17 protein-coding genes are annotated in these 15,172 nt (G+C 60.8%); 6 read left to right on the top strand and 11 right to left on the bottom strand.

Translation table 11 applies throughout. The features are described 5' to 3' along the window. Window positions 1-146: 146 nt before the first annotated feature. From H8S45_RS11190 to H8S45_RS11155, 8 genes are all read right to left on the bottom strand, one after another. Window positions 147-1,541: an aminopeptidase gene (locus H8S45_RS11190; RefSeq protein WP_147574262.1), complete on the bottom strand. Its 1,395-nt coding sequence runs from the start codon at window positions 1,539-1,541 to the stop codon at window positions 147-149. After that, the gene (gene coaE / locus H8S45_RS11185; protein ID WP_054328008.1) at window positions 1,538-2,134 is read right to left on the bottom strand and encodes a dephospho-CoA kinase; all 597 of its coding nucleotides are present in this window, start codon (window positions 2,132-2,134) and stop codon (window positions 1,538-1,540) included. Before coaE ends, H8S45_RS11190 begins: the two co-directional genes overlap by 4 nt. A gap of 34 nt (window positions 2,135-2,168) precedes the next feature. After that, window positions 2,169-3,194: an L-threonylcarbamoyladenylate synthase gene (locus tag H8S45_RS11180; protein ID WP_054328009.1), complete on the bottom strand. Its 1,026-nt coding sequence runs from the start codon at window positions 3,192-3,194 to the stop codon at window positions 2,169-2,171. 26 nt (window positions 3,195-3,220) lie between these two features. After that, the gene (locus H8S45_RS11175) at window positions 3,221-3,529 is read right to left on the bottom strand and encodes a hypothetical protein (protein ID WP_054328010.1); all 309 of its coding nucleotides are present in this window, start codon (window positions 3,527-3,529) and stop codon (window positions 3,221-3,223) included. Window positions 3,530-3,594: 65 nt separating this feature from the next. Beyond that, a complete protein-coding gene (locus H8S45_RS11170; protein ID WP_054328011.1) occupies window positions 3,595-3,804 on the bottom strand; it encodes a hypothetical protein in 210 nt (69 codons plus the stop codon). 21 nt (window positions 3,805-3,825) lie between these two features. Then, a complete protein-coding gene (gene prfA, locus H8S45_RS11165) occupies window positions 3,826-4,890 on the bottom strand; it encodes a peptide chain release factor 1 (RefSeq protein WP_186950103.1) in 1,065 nt (354 codons plus the stop codon). Window positions 4,891-4,917: 27 nt separating this feature from the next. Continuing rightward, window positions 4,918-5,697: a YdcF family protein gene (locus H8S45_RS11160; protein ID WP_186950100.1), complete on the bottom strand. Its 780-nt coding sequence runs from the start codon at window positions 5,695-5,697 to the stop codon at window positions 4,918-4,920. Then, the gene (locus tag H8S45_RS11155) at window positions 5,694-7,622 is read right to left on the bottom strand and encodes an ABC-F family ATP-binding cassette domain-containing protein (RefSeq protein WP_186950098.1); all 1,929 of its coding nucleotides are present in this window, start codon (window positions 7,620-7,622) and stop codon (window positions 5,694-5,696) included. The genes H8S45_RS11160 and H8S45_RS11155 overlap by 4 nt, the downstream gene beginning before the upstream one ends. A gap of 211 nt (window positions 7,623-7,833) precedes the next feature. On the opposite strand from H8S45_RS11155, the gene H8S45_RS11150 reads away from it, so the two are divergent. Then, window positions 7,834-8,331, top strand: coding sequence for a helix-turn-helix domain-containing protein (locus H8S45_RS11150; protein WP_107631291.1), 498 nt, complete (start codon window positions 7,834-7,836; stop codon window positions 8,329-8,331). Between the two features lie 58 nt (window positions 8,332-8,389). Here H8S45_RS11150 and H8S45_RS11145 read toward each other — a convergent pair whose 3' ends face one another. Next, a complete protein-coding gene (locus H8S45_RS11145) occupies window positions 8,390-9,133 on the bottom strand; it encodes a hypothetical protein (RefSeq protein ID WP_107631292.1) in 744 nt (247 codons plus the stop codon). Window positions 9,134-9,148: 15 nt separating this feature from the next. Beyond that, window positions 9,149-9,667: a peptidylprolyl isomerase gene (locus H8S45_RS11140; protein ID WP_054328039.1), complete on the bottom strand. Its 519-nt coding sequence runs from the start codon at window positions 9,665-9,667 to the stop codon at window positions 9,149-9,151. Window positions 9,668-10,016: 349 nt separating this feature from the next. Here H8S45_RS11140 and H8S45_RS11135 point away from each other — a divergent pair, with 349 nt between their 5' ends. From H8S45_RS11135 to H8S45_RS16595, 5 genes are all read left to right on the top strand, one after another. Next, on the top strand, window positions 10,017-10,706 hold the full coding sequence (locus H8S45_RS11135) for a ClpP family protease (RefSeq protein ID WP_054328017.1): 690 nt from the start codon (window positions 10,017-10,019) through the stop codon (window positions 10,704-10,706). Window positions 10,707-11,813: 1,107 nt separating this feature from the next. After that, window positions 11,814-12,950, top strand: coding sequence for an iron-containing alcohol dehydrogenase (locus H8S45_RS11130; protein ID WP_186950115.1), 1,137 nt, complete (start codon window positions 11,814-11,816; stop codon window positions 12,948-12,950). A gap of 25 nt (window positions 12,951-12,975) precedes the next feature. Further along, window positions 12,976-13,884 (top strand): asparaginase, encoded by a 909-nt coding sequence (locus H8S45_RS11125; protein WP_186950096.1) that lies wholly within the window; start codon window positions 12,976-12,978, stop codon window positions 13,882-13,884. A gap of 110 nt (window positions 13,885-13,994) precedes the next feature. Continuing rightward, a complete protein-coding gene (locus H8S45_RS11120; protein WP_054328020.1) occupies window positions 13,995-14,186 on the top strand; it encodes a ferredoxin in 192 nt (63 codons plus the stop codon). Between the two features lie 123 nt (window positions 14,187-14,309). Continuing rightward, entirely contained in the window at window positions 14,310-14,438 is a 129-nt protein-coding gene (locus tag H8S45_RS16595; RefSeq protein WP_256435208.1) for a hypothetical protein, read from the top strand. A 66-nt stretch (window positions 14,439-14,504) separates the two neighbouring features. On the opposite strand, the gene H8S45_RS11115 is transcribed toward H8S45_RS16595, so the two are convergent. Then, window positions 14,505-15,158: a hypothetical protein gene (locus H8S45_RS11115; RefSeq protein WP_107631296.1), complete on the bottom strand. Its 654-nt coding sequence runs from the start codon at window positions 15,156-15,158 to the stop codon at window positions 14,505-14,507. Between the last annotated feature and the right edge of the window lie 14 nt (window positions 15,159-15,172).

Below are 15,172 nucleotides of genomic sequence, written 5' to 3'. Positions count from 1 at the left end.
TTTTATAAATCCTCCTTTTGGAAGCTGTTATTTTCCTTAGCTGCTCCCTATTATAACACGGCGTCCCGCGCCCGCCTGCAAAATGTAACAGAGGTGTAATAAAGACGGCGGCCGGTATCCGGCCGCCGTCTTGTGCGTTTTCCGTCTCAGTCCTTATAGAACGCCCCGAAGCCCTTGTAGGCCATATACAGGTCGAGCTTGGCGATCACCTCGAACGGCGCGTGCATGGAAAGCACGGGTACGCCCGCGTCCACCGTATCGATGTTGCGGTTGGCCAGGTACATCGCCACTGTGCCGCCGCCGCCCTGATCGACCTTACCGAGCTGGCCTGTCTGCCAGACCACGCCCGCCTTGTCAAAAATGCAGCGGATGCGCGCCATCAGCTCGGCGGTCGCGTCCGACGTGCCGGACTTGCCGCGCGCGCCCGTATATTTGACCAGCGCAAAGCCGCAGTTGGCGCGGGCATCGTTGCGCTTTTCAGACACCTCAGGGAAGTTGGGGTCAAAGGCGTTGCATACGTCTGCGGACAGGCACACCGAGTTTTCATAGCATTCCTCCACCAGCGCGCCCTGCGCGCGGCACAGGTCGGCCATGAAAGTATCGAACGCGCGCGACTGCATGCCGGTTACACCGTCCGAGCCGGTTTCCTCCTTGTCCACCAGCAGGCAGACGCAGGTGTGCGCGGGCGTGGTTTTGAGATCGAGCAGCGCGGTCGCTGCGGTGTAGGAGCACACGCGGTCGTCGTGGCCGTAAGCGCCGACAAACGAACGGTCAAAGCCAATGTCGCATGCGGGGAAAGCAGGCACGCAGCACAGCTCGGCGGAGAGGAAGTCCGCTTCCACCATGCCGTACTGCTTATTCAGGTATTCCATGACCGCAAGTTTGATCTTCTCGCCGCATTTCTCGTCCACGGTCTCGCTCGGCACCGAGCCGACCAGCACGTTCAGGCCCTCGCCTTTAACAACCTCGGTCGCCTTTTTGGTCATCTGCTCAGAGGCCAGATGGGGCAGCAGATCGGTGATGACGAACCTGGGGTCCTCCGGCTTGTCGCCGATGCGCACCTCGACTGTTTTCATTTGCCCGTTGTGGCAAACGCACACCACGCCGCGCAGCTCGAGCGGAATGGCGGTCCACTGGTACTTTTTGATGCCGCCGTAATAGTGGGTCTTGAAAAAGGCCATGCCGCCGTCCTCGTACAGCGGCACAGTGCGGATATCCACACGCGGCGCGTCCAGATGGGCAGCGGTCAGACGCACGCCCTCCTTGAGGCTCTTTTTGCCGATCACGGCCAGCGTGATCCCTTTGTGACGGTTGACCTGGTAGAGCTTGTCGCCAGGCTTGACGGTATCATCCCGCGTCCATGCGCGGAAACCCTTGGCCTCCGCCAGACGAACCATTTCCTTGACCGCGTCGCGCTCGGTCTTGGCTTCGTCCAGAAATTTCTTGTAGTCCCCGGCATAGGACTGGATGTTCTTTTTGTCGCTGCCGGTCAGCCGGTCGAAGCCGGTTTTCTTGTCATAAAAAAGCTGTTCAGAGGTCATTTTCGTTCTCCTTTGCTCAAAATGGTATATAAAGCATCGGTTTCCCGCCAGAGCGCGGCGAGGTCGCCGTTGTTTTCCAAGATATGGTCGCAGCGGGCGCGGTAAAAGCCATCGTCCGGCTGGGCAAGGATGCGCGCGCGCGCGGCCTGCTCGGAAATGCCGTCGCGGGCCATCACGCGCCGCACACGCGTTTCGGTATCCGCCAGCACGCCGACCGTCTTTTCGCACAGATCGTCCGCGCCCGCCTCAAACAGGGTCGGCGCGTCGTACAACACGATCGGGCAGGCGGCCTGCGCCTGTATGGCCGCGCGCGACGCGGCGCGGATATAGGGGTTCGTGATACGGTTCAGCTCGCGCAGCCGGTCGGGATCGGAAAATACGAGCCGCGCCAGCTTCGGGCGGTCGAGCGCGCCGGTTCCATCCAGCACGCCGCCGAACGCCGCGTCCAGCGCCGCGAGCATCTCGCGGTTTTCCGCACACAGGCGGCGGTAGACCGCGTCCGCGTCCACCCAGCCCGCGCCCTGTTCGCGCATCCGCGCGGCGACCGTGCCTTTGCCCGTGCCGCTGCCGCCGGTCAAGCCTATGATTTTCATTATCCCACACCCCCTGGCTGGATATGCACCCCACTCAAAGCTCGATCACCGCGAAACCCGCCGCCTTTTTAATGCGGTTTGCTACCGCCAACCCCAGCCCCTCGTCAGACGGACACTGCGCCCAGATCTGCCGGACGTCGGTTTCGTCGAACGCCCGCAAGCGGTCGAACACCTCGCGCGCCTGCGCCGCGAGGTCGGCTTGGGAGCCGAAGCACTCCACCACGCAGGTAGGGAAGCACTCCCTGTATTCATCAAAGCACAGCACACCAGTGGGGCCGCTGATATGCTCTTTAATATACTGCGCCGTGTGTTGTGGGTCGCCCCGCACAACCGTTACCGGCGCTTTCGGGGCATAGTGGCGGTATTTCATGCCGGGCGCGGACACCCTGACCTCATCCCCTATCTTCTCATACAGCGCGCGGTCGACCTCGACCTCGCCCAGCACGGCGCGGAGCTGTTCGAGCGTCACGCCGCCCGGCCGCAGCAGGCGCGGCTTGTCCAGCGCGAGGGTGACGACCGTGGATTCCACGCCCACGCCGCACGGCCCGCCATCCAAAATCGCAGCGATCTTGCCGTCCAAATCGCACAGGACGTGTGCCGCCGTAGTGGTCGAGGGGCGGCCGGAGGTGTTTGCGGAGGGGGCGGCCAGCGGCACGCCCGCCGCACGGATGAGCGCGCGCGCCAGCGGGTGCGACGGAAGACGGATACCCACCGTGTCCAGCCCGCACGATACCTCGTTTGGAATGCAGCTCCCTTTGGGTACGATCATGGTCAGCGGCCCGGGCCAGAACGCTTCGGCCAGCGCCACTGCCTGCGGCGGCACCGCGGGACACAAATCGGAAATCTGATTAAAATCCGCGATGTGGACGATCAGCGGATTATCTTGCGGCCGTCCCTTGGCGCGGAAGATTTTCGCCACCGCTTCCCCATTCAGGGCGTTTGCCGCCAGCCCGTACACGGTTTCCGTGGGCATCCCCACCACTTCACCCCGCCGAATCAGGTCTGCGGCGATCCTTATGGCATCTTTATCAAATTGTGGGGAAAGTATGCTTGTTTTCATCAATTACACTTCCATCAGTGGGAAATTTAATGCTCCAGTGTGCGGTCCGTTCCTGTGACGCGACCATTTTGCAGGTAAATATCCAGGGTGGACTCGTCAAACGGCATGTCAATGATGTAGGCCAGCAGCTCCGGCGAGTCGGTATAGTCCGGCGCGGTCTTCGCCCAGTTTTCCGCGGTAAAATCGCGCGGCACGCCGAGGCCAAGGCCGAAAAAGCCGTTCGCCTGCCAAACGCCCCCGCCCAGCAGCAGCACGCCCGCGAACAGCAGGATACTCCCCGCCAGAAACACCAGGATGCCGAGCAGCGTCAGCCCAAGGCCGGAATACAGCGCCAAGTCCCATAGCGATCTCTCCTGCCCTCATTATAGCAGCGGCAAAGCGGAGATTTGTAACCGCGCTGTTAAATCGCGAAAAACGGCAGCGCCAGCAGGCCGACGGGCGCGTCAATCACGCCCGTATAGATGCCGACCGCGATCAGCAGCGCACCGGCCGCCAGAAAGATCAGCTTGCGGGTCAGCTTCAGGAGCAGCAGCACAATGTTGATCAGCACCAGCGCGCCGCCCACCACCAGCCATGGCGCGGACTGCCAAAGGGCAGAAATTTCGTTCATTGGGATTCTCCTTTCCAGGGATCATGCTTCGCCCTGCGCCTTGAGCTTTTCAGCCGTGTCGGCGGCGATCAGGGCGTCGAGTATCTCGTCCATATCCCCGTTCAGGAATTGGTCGAGCTTGTAGAGCGTCAGCTTGATGCGGTGGTCGGACACACGGTTTTCCGGAAAGTTATAGGTGCGGATGCGCTCCGAACGGTCGCCCGTGCCGACCTGGCTTCTGCGGTCCGCGGCGATCGCGGCCTTCTGCTTTTCCTCCTCGGCTTCGTACAGACGGGCGCGCAGCACGCGCAGCGCCTTATCCTTGTTCTTGTGCTGGCTGCGCTCGTCCTGACATTCGACCACCGTGTTCGTCGGGATATGGGTCACGCGGATGGCCGAGGATGTTTTATTGATATGCTGGCCGCCTGCGCCGGATGACCGGAACGTGTCGATGCGCAGGTCCTTGGGGTCGATGTAAAAATCCACCTCCTCGGCCTCGGGCAGCACGGCCACCGTGGTGGTCGAAGTGTGTACGCGGCCCTGCGACTCGGTTTCCGGCACGCGCTGGACGCGGTGTACGCCGCTCTCAAATTTCAGGCGGGAATACACCTTATCGCCCGCCACGCGGAACACGATCTCCTTATAGCCGCCCAGCTCGGTTTCGGACGCGCTCATCACCTCGGTCTGCCAGCCGCGCTTATCCGCGTACATGGTGTACATGCGGTACAGGTCGGCGGCGAACAGAGCGCTTTCCTCGCCGCCCGCGCCGCCGCGGATCTCGACAAAAATGTTCTTGTCGTCATTCGGGTCCTTGGGCAGGAGCAGGAGCTTCAGCTCGTCCTCCAGCCGCGCGATATCAGCCTTGGCCTGCTGCAGCTCCTCCTGCGCCAGTTCCTTCATATCCGGATCGGACAGCATATCCAGCGCGTCCTCCTGCGCCCGCCGTGCCTTTTGGCAGGCGCGGAACGTCTGGATGATCGGTTCCAGCTCGTTGCGCTCCTTGAGGAGCTTGGCCGCGCGGCTGGGGTCGTCATACAGGCCCGGCTCGGCGAGACGGGCCTCCAGCTCGTCCATGCGCTGCGCAAGAGCGTTCAGTTTGTCAAACATAACAGGTTCCTTTCCGATTCCGCCGCCTTACGCGGCCGGTATATCCTTTCCCGTGCCGCCCTGCCACCTGCCGGTGAGCATCAGCCCCAGGATGGAGCAATACTCCCGACAATGCACCGCCACGCGCTGCGCCGGATAAGGCGTCGGCGCAGGGATGCCGGCCGCGTCCAACCCACCGCGCACCATCAGCACGCGGGCGCGTGCAAGGTGGTAATCGCTCGTCACCACCGCGGTCCTGTGTCCGTCCCCGATCAGGGCACGGGCGTTTTCAATGTTCTGTATCGTATTGTTGGATTCGTCCTCGAGCAGCAGACGGTCCGCGTTCATGCCTCTGGCGGTCAGGTAATCATACATCGCCTCCGCCTCCGGACACGGCTCGTTGCTCCCCTGCCCGCCGCACAGGATGGCGGTAGCCTCGGGGTGCGTCTGCAGGAAATCATACGCCGTATCCAGCCGTGCGGCCAGCGCCGCGGACGGACGGCCGTCCTCATACACCCGCGCGCCCAGCACCAGCAGGTAATCCGCGTCTCCGGCTTCCGGATCGGCGCGCATCCCGTGCAGGATGACGCCCTGCACCGCGACGAACGATACTACGAACAAGCCGAACAGCACACGTCCCACAACGGACAGCACGCGGCATACCCTGTGCCGCTCCCGCAGGCGCAGCATCAGCCATTCGCCCGCGCAGCCGGCGGCCAGCGTAAGGAAAAACACGCCGCCGAACCGCGAGGGCGCCCAGGGTAGCTGCACCACGCCGCCCGCAGCGAACACCGCCGCCAGCGCGAGCCAGATCTTCCGTTCGCTCATTGCTGCAGCTCCTCCAGCTCGGCGGCCACGGCCTCCCATTCGTCCATTTTCGCGGCGAGCGACTCGTCGCATTGCTCCTTTTTGGTCATCAGTTCGAGTAGCCGCGCCGAGTCCGAGGACGCGTCGATCATCTGCTGCTCCAACTCGGCCGACTGCAGCTCGAGCTGGGAAATTTCACGTTCGAGCGCGCTGAGCTGCTTTTGCAGGTTTTTGGTGCCGCCGGTGCGCTTGGGTTTTTCCGGCGGACGGGGTACGTCGTCCAGCGTCGGCGCATCGGGCTTTTTCCGCCTGGGGGCCGGCGGGGAGGCAGGCGCCTCGGGCAGCTCGCCCCGTTCACGGAATTTCAAAAAGTCGGAATACGAGCCGATGAAGTCGGTCAGCCGCCCGTTTTCCAGATACAGCACGCGGGTGGCGAACCGCTCGACGAAGTACCGGTCGTGCGAGACGAACAGCAGCGTGCCGTCGAACGCCTCCACCGCCTCTTCGATCCACTCGCGGCTGGCAAGGTCGAGGTGGTTGGTCGGCTCGTCCAGAATGAGGAAATTCAGGGGGTCGTACATCAGCTCGCACAGGCGCAGGCGGCTTTTTTCGCCGCCGGACAGCATATCGACCGTTTTCATCTGCGTTTCGCCCGTGAACTGGAACGAGCCCAGCCGGTTGCGCGCGACCTGCATGGACACGTTCTTGTCATAGATCAGCGTGTCGATCAGGTTGCGGTGCGGGTTGGCGAAATGCACCTGCTGTGGCAGATAGGCAGGCTTCAGGCCCACGCCCTTGCGGATCGTACCCTCGTCCGGCGTTTCCTCCCCCAGCAGGATCCTGAGCAGGGTGGTCTTGCCCGCGCCGTTTGCGCCCAGCAGGGCGACTTTCTCGCGGTTGCGGATGTTGAAGCTGATACCGTGTAATATTTCACGCCCTTCATAACTCTTTGTAATATCCCGAACCTTTAACACTTCTTCGGTCTCGTAGTTCGGGTCGCCGAAGGTGACGGTCAGCTTTTTGTCCTTTTTCGGGCGGTCGGTTACGGTCATGCGCGCGATGCGCTTTTCGATTGAGGCGGCGCGCTTGGCCAAATGCTCGGTGCCGTGCTCGTGCATGATGCGGGCGACCGCTTCCAGCCGTTTTTTCTCGGCCAGCTCGTGCTCGTGATGCTTGAGCTGTTCCTCGCGGCGGCGTTCGCGCTCGACCGCGTAATAGGAGTAGTTGCCGTTGTAGAACTCGCAGGTGCAGTCGTGAATCTCGATCACACGGTCGCAGCACTGGTCAATGAACCAGCGGTCGTGCGAAATAATCATCACCGTGCCGCGATAGGACTCGAGGTAACTGCCCAGCCAATCGACCGCGTCCATGTCCAGATGGTTGGTCGGCTCGTCCAGCAGCAGAATGTCGGTCTGCTCCAGGATGATGCGCGCCAGGTTGATGCGCGTCTTTTCGCCGCCCGAGAGCAACGCGAACGGCTGCGCGCGCATGGCTGCGGGGATTTCCAGGCCGTTGCACACACGGTCGATCTCAAAATCACGGTTGTAGCCGCCGAGGAGCTCCAGACGGGTTTCAAGCTGGGCGTAGCGTTTGAGCAGCGAGGCGTCTTCCGGCTTGCGGGCCATCTCATCGGTCAGCGCGTCCATCGCGGCGGCGACCTCGTCGGATTCGCGGAAAGCCAGGCGCAGCACATCCTCGACCGTGGATTCCGGCGGGAAATCCGGCATCTGGTCGATCACGCCCGCGTTCTTGCCCGCGCCAAGCGAAACATGCCCCCCGTCATAGGGCAGGCGGCCGGTGAGGATGTTAAGCAGGGTGGTCTTGCCCGCGCCGTTCGCGCCCAGAATGGCGACCTTTTCCCCTGGCTGGATATCAAAGGAAATATCCTGTAGGATGAGGCGGTCGCCGTAATATTTGGTGAGATTTTGTACGGAAATGTCAGCCACAGCCGCGGCTCCTTTCAAATATCGGGATAAATGGATATATACCGTTTTATTATAACACAAAAGATAGATAAGGGAAAGCCTCTCCCCCGCATTTTACCGCTCAACAACGCATCGACGCACCGTAGAACGCCGCTAATACTGCCTCAACTTTGCGTCGGTTGCACCAGGCTGTCTGATACGGTATACTTTTCCCCAAAAGGAGGATATAGCAATGGATGCAATAAAAACAGGCGTTTTTATCGCCGCGGTACGTCGGGAGCGGAACATGACACAGGCAGAGCTGGCGGCCAGGCTGCATGTGACTGATAAAGCGGTCAGCAAGTGGGAACGGGGCGCGGGCCTGCCGGATATCAGCCTCATCGAACCGCTTGCGGCGGCGCTGGACGTCAGCGTGCTGGAGCTGATGCAGGGACGGCGAATCCCCGCCGAGACTGTCCGCCACACCGAGGCCGCAGAGGTGCTGACTGACATCCTCGGGATGGCAAAGCACACACGGGCAGACAAGCGCAGCCATCTCAAGCAGGCAGACCGATTTCTGTCCAGACTGCTCGAAGCCATTGGCCTGCTGTTCCTGCTGTGCTCGGTATATTGCAGGACACAGCTCCAAACGCCGATACCGCTTTGGCTCACCATCAGCGCCCTAGTCCTTGCGGCAGCCGTCCTGCTTGCCAAATGCGTCTTACATCGGGCGGTGGGAAATCAGACATAATAAAAACGAAACAAACCCCCGGAACAGCTTTTCCGGGGGTTTTATCAACAAACAGGGATCAAAACCGCATTAGCGGGATCTGGTGCGGCTCCGCCTCGCCCGCCGGCAGCAGCATGGACGTAATATCCGGCCGCGCCGTTTCAATAAAGTTGACGCCGCTGCGGATCAGCCCTGCCAGCGTGCGCTCGTCATTTGTCGGCAGGCTCATGGTGAACAGCCCCGCCCTCCGGCAGGCCGAGAGCAGCGCCGGCGTCAGGTCGCCCGCCGCCGCGCGCAGGCCGAACAGGCCGGTCGTCTGCGCCGCGCGCACCAGCGCGTCTATATTGTCCGGCAGCGCGGGCAGCTCGCCCATGATGTGCAGGTCAGGGTTAGCGACTGCGATGCGCGCCGCCTCCACCAGGCCCAGGCCGACAAAGATCGTATTGTCCAGCCATTCGGAATGGCGCAGGGTGATGCGGAGCTGCGGCAGAAGCGTCTGGTTATGTACCGTGATCGCGATTTTTGCCCGGCAGGTGCGCGCCAGCTCGATCGCCTGTCCGGCGGGGACAAGCTGCGGTGCCGCCTGGTGCAGCTCCGCGTAGCTGTAATCCGTGATGCTCAACCGCGTTCCGTCGTTCGCCACGCAGTACCCGTCTGACGACAGCACCGCGATACCGTCCGCGGTCATATCAACCGACAGACAGCAGCCTTTTGCGCCCTCCTCATTCCCTGCCAGGATGGACTCCAGCCCATCCGGCTCGGTATCCATACAGCCGACCGCGGAAAGGACGAAAATCTCTTTGTTGGTATAATACAATACCATTCCCCTTCTTTCCGTTTACAGGGTTTCAGGCGCCTCGTACGCCACGCCCAGCGTATCGACGGTCACCTTGCGCATGCGCTGCTCCTGGCGCGGACGGTCGTGCCAGTCGCGCGGGGCGTTCACGATCCCGTCGACCACATCCATGCCCTCGGTCACCATGCCGAAAGAGGCGTACTGGCCGTCCAGATGCGGCGAATCCTCGGTCATGATGAAGAACTGGCTGCCCGCGGAATCCGGCACCGCGGTGCGCGCCATGGACAGCACGCCGCGCGTGTGGTTCAGGTCGTTCTGGAAGCCGTTGGCGGTGAATTCGCCGCGGATTTCATAGCCCGGGCCGCCCATTCCGGTGCCTTCCGGATCGCCGCCCTGGATCATAAAGCCCGGAATAACGCGATGGAAGATCGTTCCGTCATAAAAGCCCTTCTGGATCAGCGAAATAAAATTGCGCACCGTATTCGGCGCGACCTCGGGATATAGCTCCGCGCGGATGATACCGCCCTGTTCCATTTCAATCGTAACGATAGGATTGCTCATTACCATACTCACTCCATTATTACCGCGAATTTGCGGATATTCATTTATATTGTAGCAAATTTCCACGCAAACAGCAAGACATGTTTCCATAATGAAACTCTGTGCCGCAGCACGCCCTTTCCGGCGGACGAAATCCACTTTATACACAAAGCTTTCCACCATGCATTGGGGATAACTCTGTGTACAAAGTGGATAACTTCCGGTATTTACTTGTAAAAGCTGCCTGTTCTACCGGATCCGCTGTTTACAGTCTGTAATATTTCCCTGCTCCGCGCGGGCCGCGCATGAAAACCACCACCGCGAAGCATACTCTACCGTAGGGATTTTTATATCAAAAAGGAGGAGCGATATGGCGGAGGAACACCCATCCATCCAGGCGCCGGAAGAAAATAATATTATGGAGACCGGCTCGATCACGGCTAAAACCTCGCGCGGCACGGTCCACTGCATCACGATCGTAGGCCAGATCGAAGGGCATATGGAGCTGCCCGCGCAGAACAAAACCACAAAATACGAGCATCTGATCCCGCAGATCACTGCGGTAGAGCAGGCGGAGGAGATCGACGGCATGCTGATCCTGCTCAACACCGTGGGCGGCGATGTGGAAGCCGGCCTGGCGATCGCCGAACTGATCGCGGGCATGACCAAGCCGACGGTCTCGCTTGTGCTGGGCGGCGGCCATTCGATCGGCGTACCGCTCGCCGTGGCTGCGAAAAAGAGCTTTATTGCTGCCTCCGCCGCCATGACCATCCATCCGGTGCGCATGAACGGCACCATTATCGCCGTGCCGCAGGCCTTTGAATACCTCGCCAAGATTCAGGAGCGCATCGTGGATTTCATCACCACGCACTCGCGCATTTCCGCCGAACGGCTGCAACAGCTCATGCGCGAGACCGGACAGCTCACTGCGGACGTAGGTACGGTCATCTCCGGCAAGCAGGCGGTCACGCTCGGCCTGATCGACGAGGTGGGTACCCTGTCCGGCGCGCTCGACGCGCTTTACCAGATGATTGGCCAAGCAAGGGAAACGCATCCGTAACGCCCGCGTTTCGGAAAAAGCGAACAAGAAAGGCCTCGTCCCTATCGAACGAGGCCTTTTACTTCCAGATCTCCATAGATTCTCTTTTCTCAGCAGGATATTTCCCGCTGTCCTTTTTTATTTTTTGCTGTCCGCTTTTTCATCCTACGTTCACGGGAACCGCCCGGCTGCGGTTCTTCGGGTAATGAACACATTTCGGTTTGTTACCTTAACTACATTCAGGAACTCTATATCAAGTCAGATTTTGAAATGCGTCTCTTCCTGGCGGGCAATCGTTCGATTCTATTCCTGTATGCCCGAACCATTTTCAGCAGGCTTTGATATGATCTCTGTCCTGTGCTCTGGTCCGCTTTTGCCGCATCATACTCATCAGTATGCCCATCGGCCTTTTTTCTTGGATGCGCACTATTTTTGGCGATTACAGGTATCGTACTGATCAATTTTCATATTCGCCAACGCATTGCTTCAGGGTTCTTTCATGCATGAACCTTACTTTCCTGCTGCCTCGATCCGCTTACATCGTCAGTATGCTTTCACGGATATATTTTCACGAGGATAGCTTCCTCACAGGTGCCGTTCCTTACTATCAGAAGCCGATCGCGCTTTTCAGGCGGTTCGTTTTTTTGATTTGGAACTCGCTCTTTTTATAAATAGCTATCACCTTGATCGTTTCGGTCACAGCGCCGCGGCGAGTCCCGCGAACTGGTAGGATGTTTCTTCTGATACCATTGGACTCACCCCTTTCTCCGGTATCATTTGGCTTTGTACGCCAACCCTTCAGAATAAGAATGGGTTCTCGCCCTTTGTAAAGCCCCTGCTTTACGTCCCTTGGTGTTTGCCCTTTTCTTTTCTGTGACATTATAATATCATCAACCTTGCACAACGTCAAGCATTATTTTATGTTTTTTCATGGTTATATTAAACAAAACATTCTTGTCCTTTTCAGCGTTTTCCCTCTTCCCACGCTTCCGCTGATTTGCTATAATTGTATTGTTGGGTGCGTTTCGGCCCCAGCCGGAAAACGTACAGCAAGCAGCATTCGCATGGGGGTCGTTGGACCCCCTTTTTTTGAGGGAGGTTTTCTCGTTGGATATTTTCAGCTTCTATATGCCCACCCGCCTGTTTTTCGGCAACGGCGCCGTGCGCAAGCTCGCCAAAGCGCGCCTGCCGGAGGGCTGCGGCCTGATTATCACCGGCGGCACGTCGACCACACGGCTCGGCTATGTCGACCGTGTGGCCGACGTGCTGCGGCAGGCCGGACACGAAACGGCTGTTTACAACAAGGTACAGCCCAACCCGACCATCGAAGGGGTGCGAGAGTGCGCGGCGCTTTGCCGCGCGGCGCACATCTCATTCATCGTCGGCCTGGGCGGCGGCTCCTCGATCGACACGGCCAAGGCGGCCGCTGTCATGGCCACCAACGACGGCGACTGGTGGGACTATGTCCACGGCGGCACGGGCGGCGGCAAGCGCATCGCCAACGCCGGTTTGCCGGTGGTCGCCATCCCGACCACTGCGGGCACAGGCACCGAGGCAGATCCGTTCACGGTCATCACCAACGGCGAGGAAAAGATCGGCGGGGGCGGCGAAAAGTGCTTCCCCGCCATCTCGGTCGTGGACCCAGACTTTATGATGACCGTACCGCCGCACCTGACCGCCTATCAGGGCTTTGACGCGTTCTTCCACGCGGCCGAGGGCTATATCGCCCGCACCGCCAGCCCGATGAGCGACATGTTCGCGCTCCGCGCGGTCGAGCTGATCGGCCGGTCGCTCGCGACCGCCGTGCATGACGGCGGCGACCGTGAGGCCCGCGCCGAGGTCGCGCTCGCCAACACGCTGGCCGGCTTTGTCGAAACGCTGTCGAGCTGCACGGGCGAGCATGCGATCGAACACGCCCTGAGCGCGTTCCATCCCGCGCTGCCGCACGGCGCGGGCCTGATTATGATTTCGCGCGCCTATTGGAGCCGGTTCGCCGAGGTTTCCGGCGAACGGATGGCCGCGCTGGCGCGCGCGCTCGGGCGCACGGGCGCTACTGGCGCGGCGGATTTCCTGGCGGCGCTGTCTGGCCTGCAGAAGCGCTGCGGCGTCCACCAGCTCCGCCTGTCCGGCTACGGCGTCCGGCCGGAGGATTTCGGGAAGATCGCGGACAACGCGGCCGCCACCATGGGCGGTCTGTTCCGCGCCGACCCGCGTCCGCTCAGCCGCGAGGAGATCATTGGCATCCTTGCGGACAGCTACCAGTGAACCGCGGATGCGGGGAGGGCAATCAATGAAAAAGGTGCTTTTGATCGCCACCGGCGGCACAATCGCGTGCCGTGAAACGGCAAACGGGCTGTCCCCGACCCTGACCGGCGGGGCGCTTGTCCGCCTGCTGCCCGCGCTGGAGACGGTCTGCGCGGTCACGGTGTGCGAGCTGATGCGGCTGGACTCCACCGACCTGACCGCCGCGGACCGTATGCAAATGGCGCGGGCGGTCTGGGAAAACCGAGGCCGGTACGACGGCTTTGTCATTGCCCACGGCACGGACACGCTTTCCTATACCGCCGCGCTGCTGCACCATGTGCTGCGGAACATCGACCGCCCCGTGGTGCTGACCGGCTCGATGCTGCCCATGGGCGCGCCGGGTTCGGACGCGCCCCGCAACCTGCTCGACGCATGCCGCGTCGCGGCGGCGGACTGCGTCGGCGTGCTGGCGGTGCTGCACGGAAAGATCATCCACGGCCCACACGCCGCAAAGCGCCATTCGCTCGAAGCGGACGCATTCACTTCGGTCGGCGCGCCGCTCGCGGGCGTAATCGACAGAGCTGGGTGCGTGCGGCTGGCGCACCCGCCGAAGCGCGACGGCACGCCGCGCTTCGTGCGGGACATCGACACGGACGTTCTGCTCGTCAAGCTGACGCCCGATCTCCCGCCCTCGTTTTTCAACGTCCTGCACAGGTATCCCCGGGTGGTGGTCGAGGCGTTCGGAGCGGGCGGCATCCCCCGCCGGCTGGAGGACGCGGTGCGGTCGCTGCTCCGAAGTGGCACGCGCGTCTATCTCATCAGTCAGTGCGCTGAGGGCGGCGTGGACCTGCACAAATACGAGGTCGGCCGGCGGGCCGAGGCCATGGGCGTCATCCCGCTCGGCAGTCGGACGACCGAGGACGCGCTGGCCGCCATCCAGTGCCGCGAGCTGTGACGCGCGTCTGTTTGATTTTTCCAGCTTTCCCGTTTTCTCCCCGCAAGACATACCACTCATAACGCCGCTCCTTTCTGCGCATACTGTGTGCGAGAAAGGAGTGTTTGTTTATGCAGGTCACGATCGACCGCGGCGGCTGCATTTCCTGCGGCCTGTGCGAAGCAACCTGTCCCGATGTGTTCCGCATCGCCGGAGATGGTCTGGCAGAGGTCTATCACCAGCCCGACACCGCGGCGCAGGAAGCGGACTCTCAGGAAGCCGCAGGCGGCTGTCCGGTCTCTGTTATTCACACCGAGGGCTGATTTTTGTATTAATTGCACAATTCTTTCTTATCTAATTTGTATAATTCATACAATCAGCCTCTTGTTTTTCCCCCAGAAAAAAGGTATGATATAAGCAAATCTTAAAAGAAAGAAGGCCGCAATATGAACAAGTTTGTAAAGGCACTTAGCAACATGAGCGAAGCATCTATGCAGAACAACGGTTATGTCCGTAACCTGCTGCGCACCTATGGCGGCAAGGTTTCGAACAGAGCCAACACCCCGAAGGACTAAGCCCCCATCGGGATCATGCCATAGAACGAAAAGACGTCCGGAGGCGCTCGCCTTCGGACGTCTTTTCTATATTTTGCGGATATTTTCCCGATAATAGGCTTCAAACAGGCTCATCATCAGGCCCTTGCGCCGCCCCTCACCCCTGTGCCGCAGGTAGCGCCAGCAGGACCGCGCGGTCAGCAGCCCGCCGACGGCGCAGACGATCATATCCTGCATCGTGTCGCCCACGCCGGTGGACGCGACCTGCTGCGGGTCCGCGCCGGAAAAGGAAACCGCGTATTCCCATATCTCCCACAAGACCGCGCTCAGCACCGCGAACATCCAGGTATACAGCGAGGCGTTGAACGCATCCGCCCGATCGAGCGCGTGGCCTGGCTTTTTCGCAAAATACACCACCATGCCCAACACGGCGAACAGAAAGCCCGACAAAAAGTGCAACAGCTTATCCCAGCAGGGAATCCACTCATACCCGCCGAACAGGCTCGCAAACGGCACCGCCGCCAGCACGAACCAGTCGAACACGATCTCAAGCAGGTACACCGGCCGCAGCCGGCAGACCCGATAAAGCGCAAACGGCACAGCGGGCAGGGCGAGCGCCGCAGCGGCAAGCAGGGCGTTGTATGCCGTCAGGTCCCGCCGCAGGCCGTATACCGCGGCGCACAGCGTGAACATATAGTAAAACAGCAGGGTGCCTCCCCGCAGACCGCGCAGCCTGTCCATCCGACCGGCCTCCC

It is taken from the genome of Agathobaculum faecis (assembly GCF_014287995.1).
In the GTDB taxonomy this organism is placed as follows: domain Bacteria; phylum Bacillota; class Clostridia; order Oscillospirales; family Butyricicoccaceae; genus Agathobaculum; species Agathobaculum ammoniilyticum.
This window is presented reverse-complemented; position numbering and strand designations above follow the sequence as displayed.

Excerpts from the sequence above, each read along its gene's own strand:
- H8S45_RS11145 (WP_107631292.1), bottom strand. The coding sequence starts at position 9,133 with ATGGTATTGTATTATACCAACAAAGAGATTTTCGTCCTTTCCGCGGTC.
- H8S45_RS11120 (WP_054328020.1), top strand. The coding sequence starts at position 13,995 with ATGCAGGTCACGATCGACCGCGGCGGCTGCATTTCCTGCGGCCTGTGC.
- H8S45_RS11170 (WP_054328011.1), bottom strand. The coding sequence starts at position 3,804 with ATGAACGAAATTTCTGCCCTTTGGCAGTCCGCGCCATGGCTGGTGGTG.
- H8S45_RS16595 (WP_256435208.1), top strand. The coding sequence starts at position 14,310 with ATGAACAAGTTTGTAAAGGCACTTAGCAACATGAGCGAAGCATCTATG.
- H8S45_RS11150 (WP_107631291.1), top strand. The coding sequence starts at position 7,834 with ATGGATGCAATAAAAACAGGCGTTTTTATCGCCGCGGTACGTCGGGAG.
- H8S45_RS11180 (WP_054328009.1), bottom strand. The coding sequence starts at position 3,194 with ATGAAAACAAGCATACTTTCCCCACAATTTGATAAAGATGCCATAAGG.
- H8S45_RS11190 (WP_147574262.1), bottom strand. The coding sequence starts at position 1,541 with ATGACCTCTGAACAGCTTTTTTATGACAAGAAAACCGGCTTCGACCGG.
- H8S45_RS11140 (WP_054328039.1), bottom strand. The coding sequence starts at position 9,667 with ATGAGCAATCCTATCGTTACGATTGAAATGGAACAGGGCGGTATCATC.
- H8S45_RS11160 (WP_186950100.1), bottom strand. The coding sequence starts at position 5,697 with ATGAGCGAACGGAAGATCTGGCTCGCGCTGGCGGCGGTGTTCGCTGCG.
- H8S45_RS11135 (WP_054328017.1), top strand. The coding sequence starts at position 10,017 with ATGGCGGAGGAACACCCATCCATCCAGGCGCCGGAAGAAAATAATATT.
- H8S45_RS11115 (WP_107631296.1), bottom strand. The coding sequence starts at position 15,158 with ATGGACAGGCTGCGCGGTCTGCGGGGAGGCACCCTGCTGTTTTACTAT.
- H8S45_RS11125 (WP_186950096.1), top strand. The coding sequence starts at position 12,976 with ATGAAAAAGGTGCTTTTGATCGCCACCGGCGGCACAATCGCGTGCCGT.
- H8S45_RS11130 (WP_186950115.1), top strand. The coding sequence starts at position 11,814 with ATGCCCACCCGCCTGTTTTTCGGCAACGGCGCCGTGCGCAAGCTCGCC.
- prfA (WP_186950103.1), bottom strand. The coding sequence starts at position 4,890 with ATGTTTGACAAACTGAACGCTCTTGCGCAGCGCATGGACGAGCTGGAG.
- coaE (WP_054328008.1), bottom strand. The coding sequence starts at position 2,134 with ATGAAAATCATAGGCTTGACCGGCGGCAGCGGCACGGGCAAAGGCACG.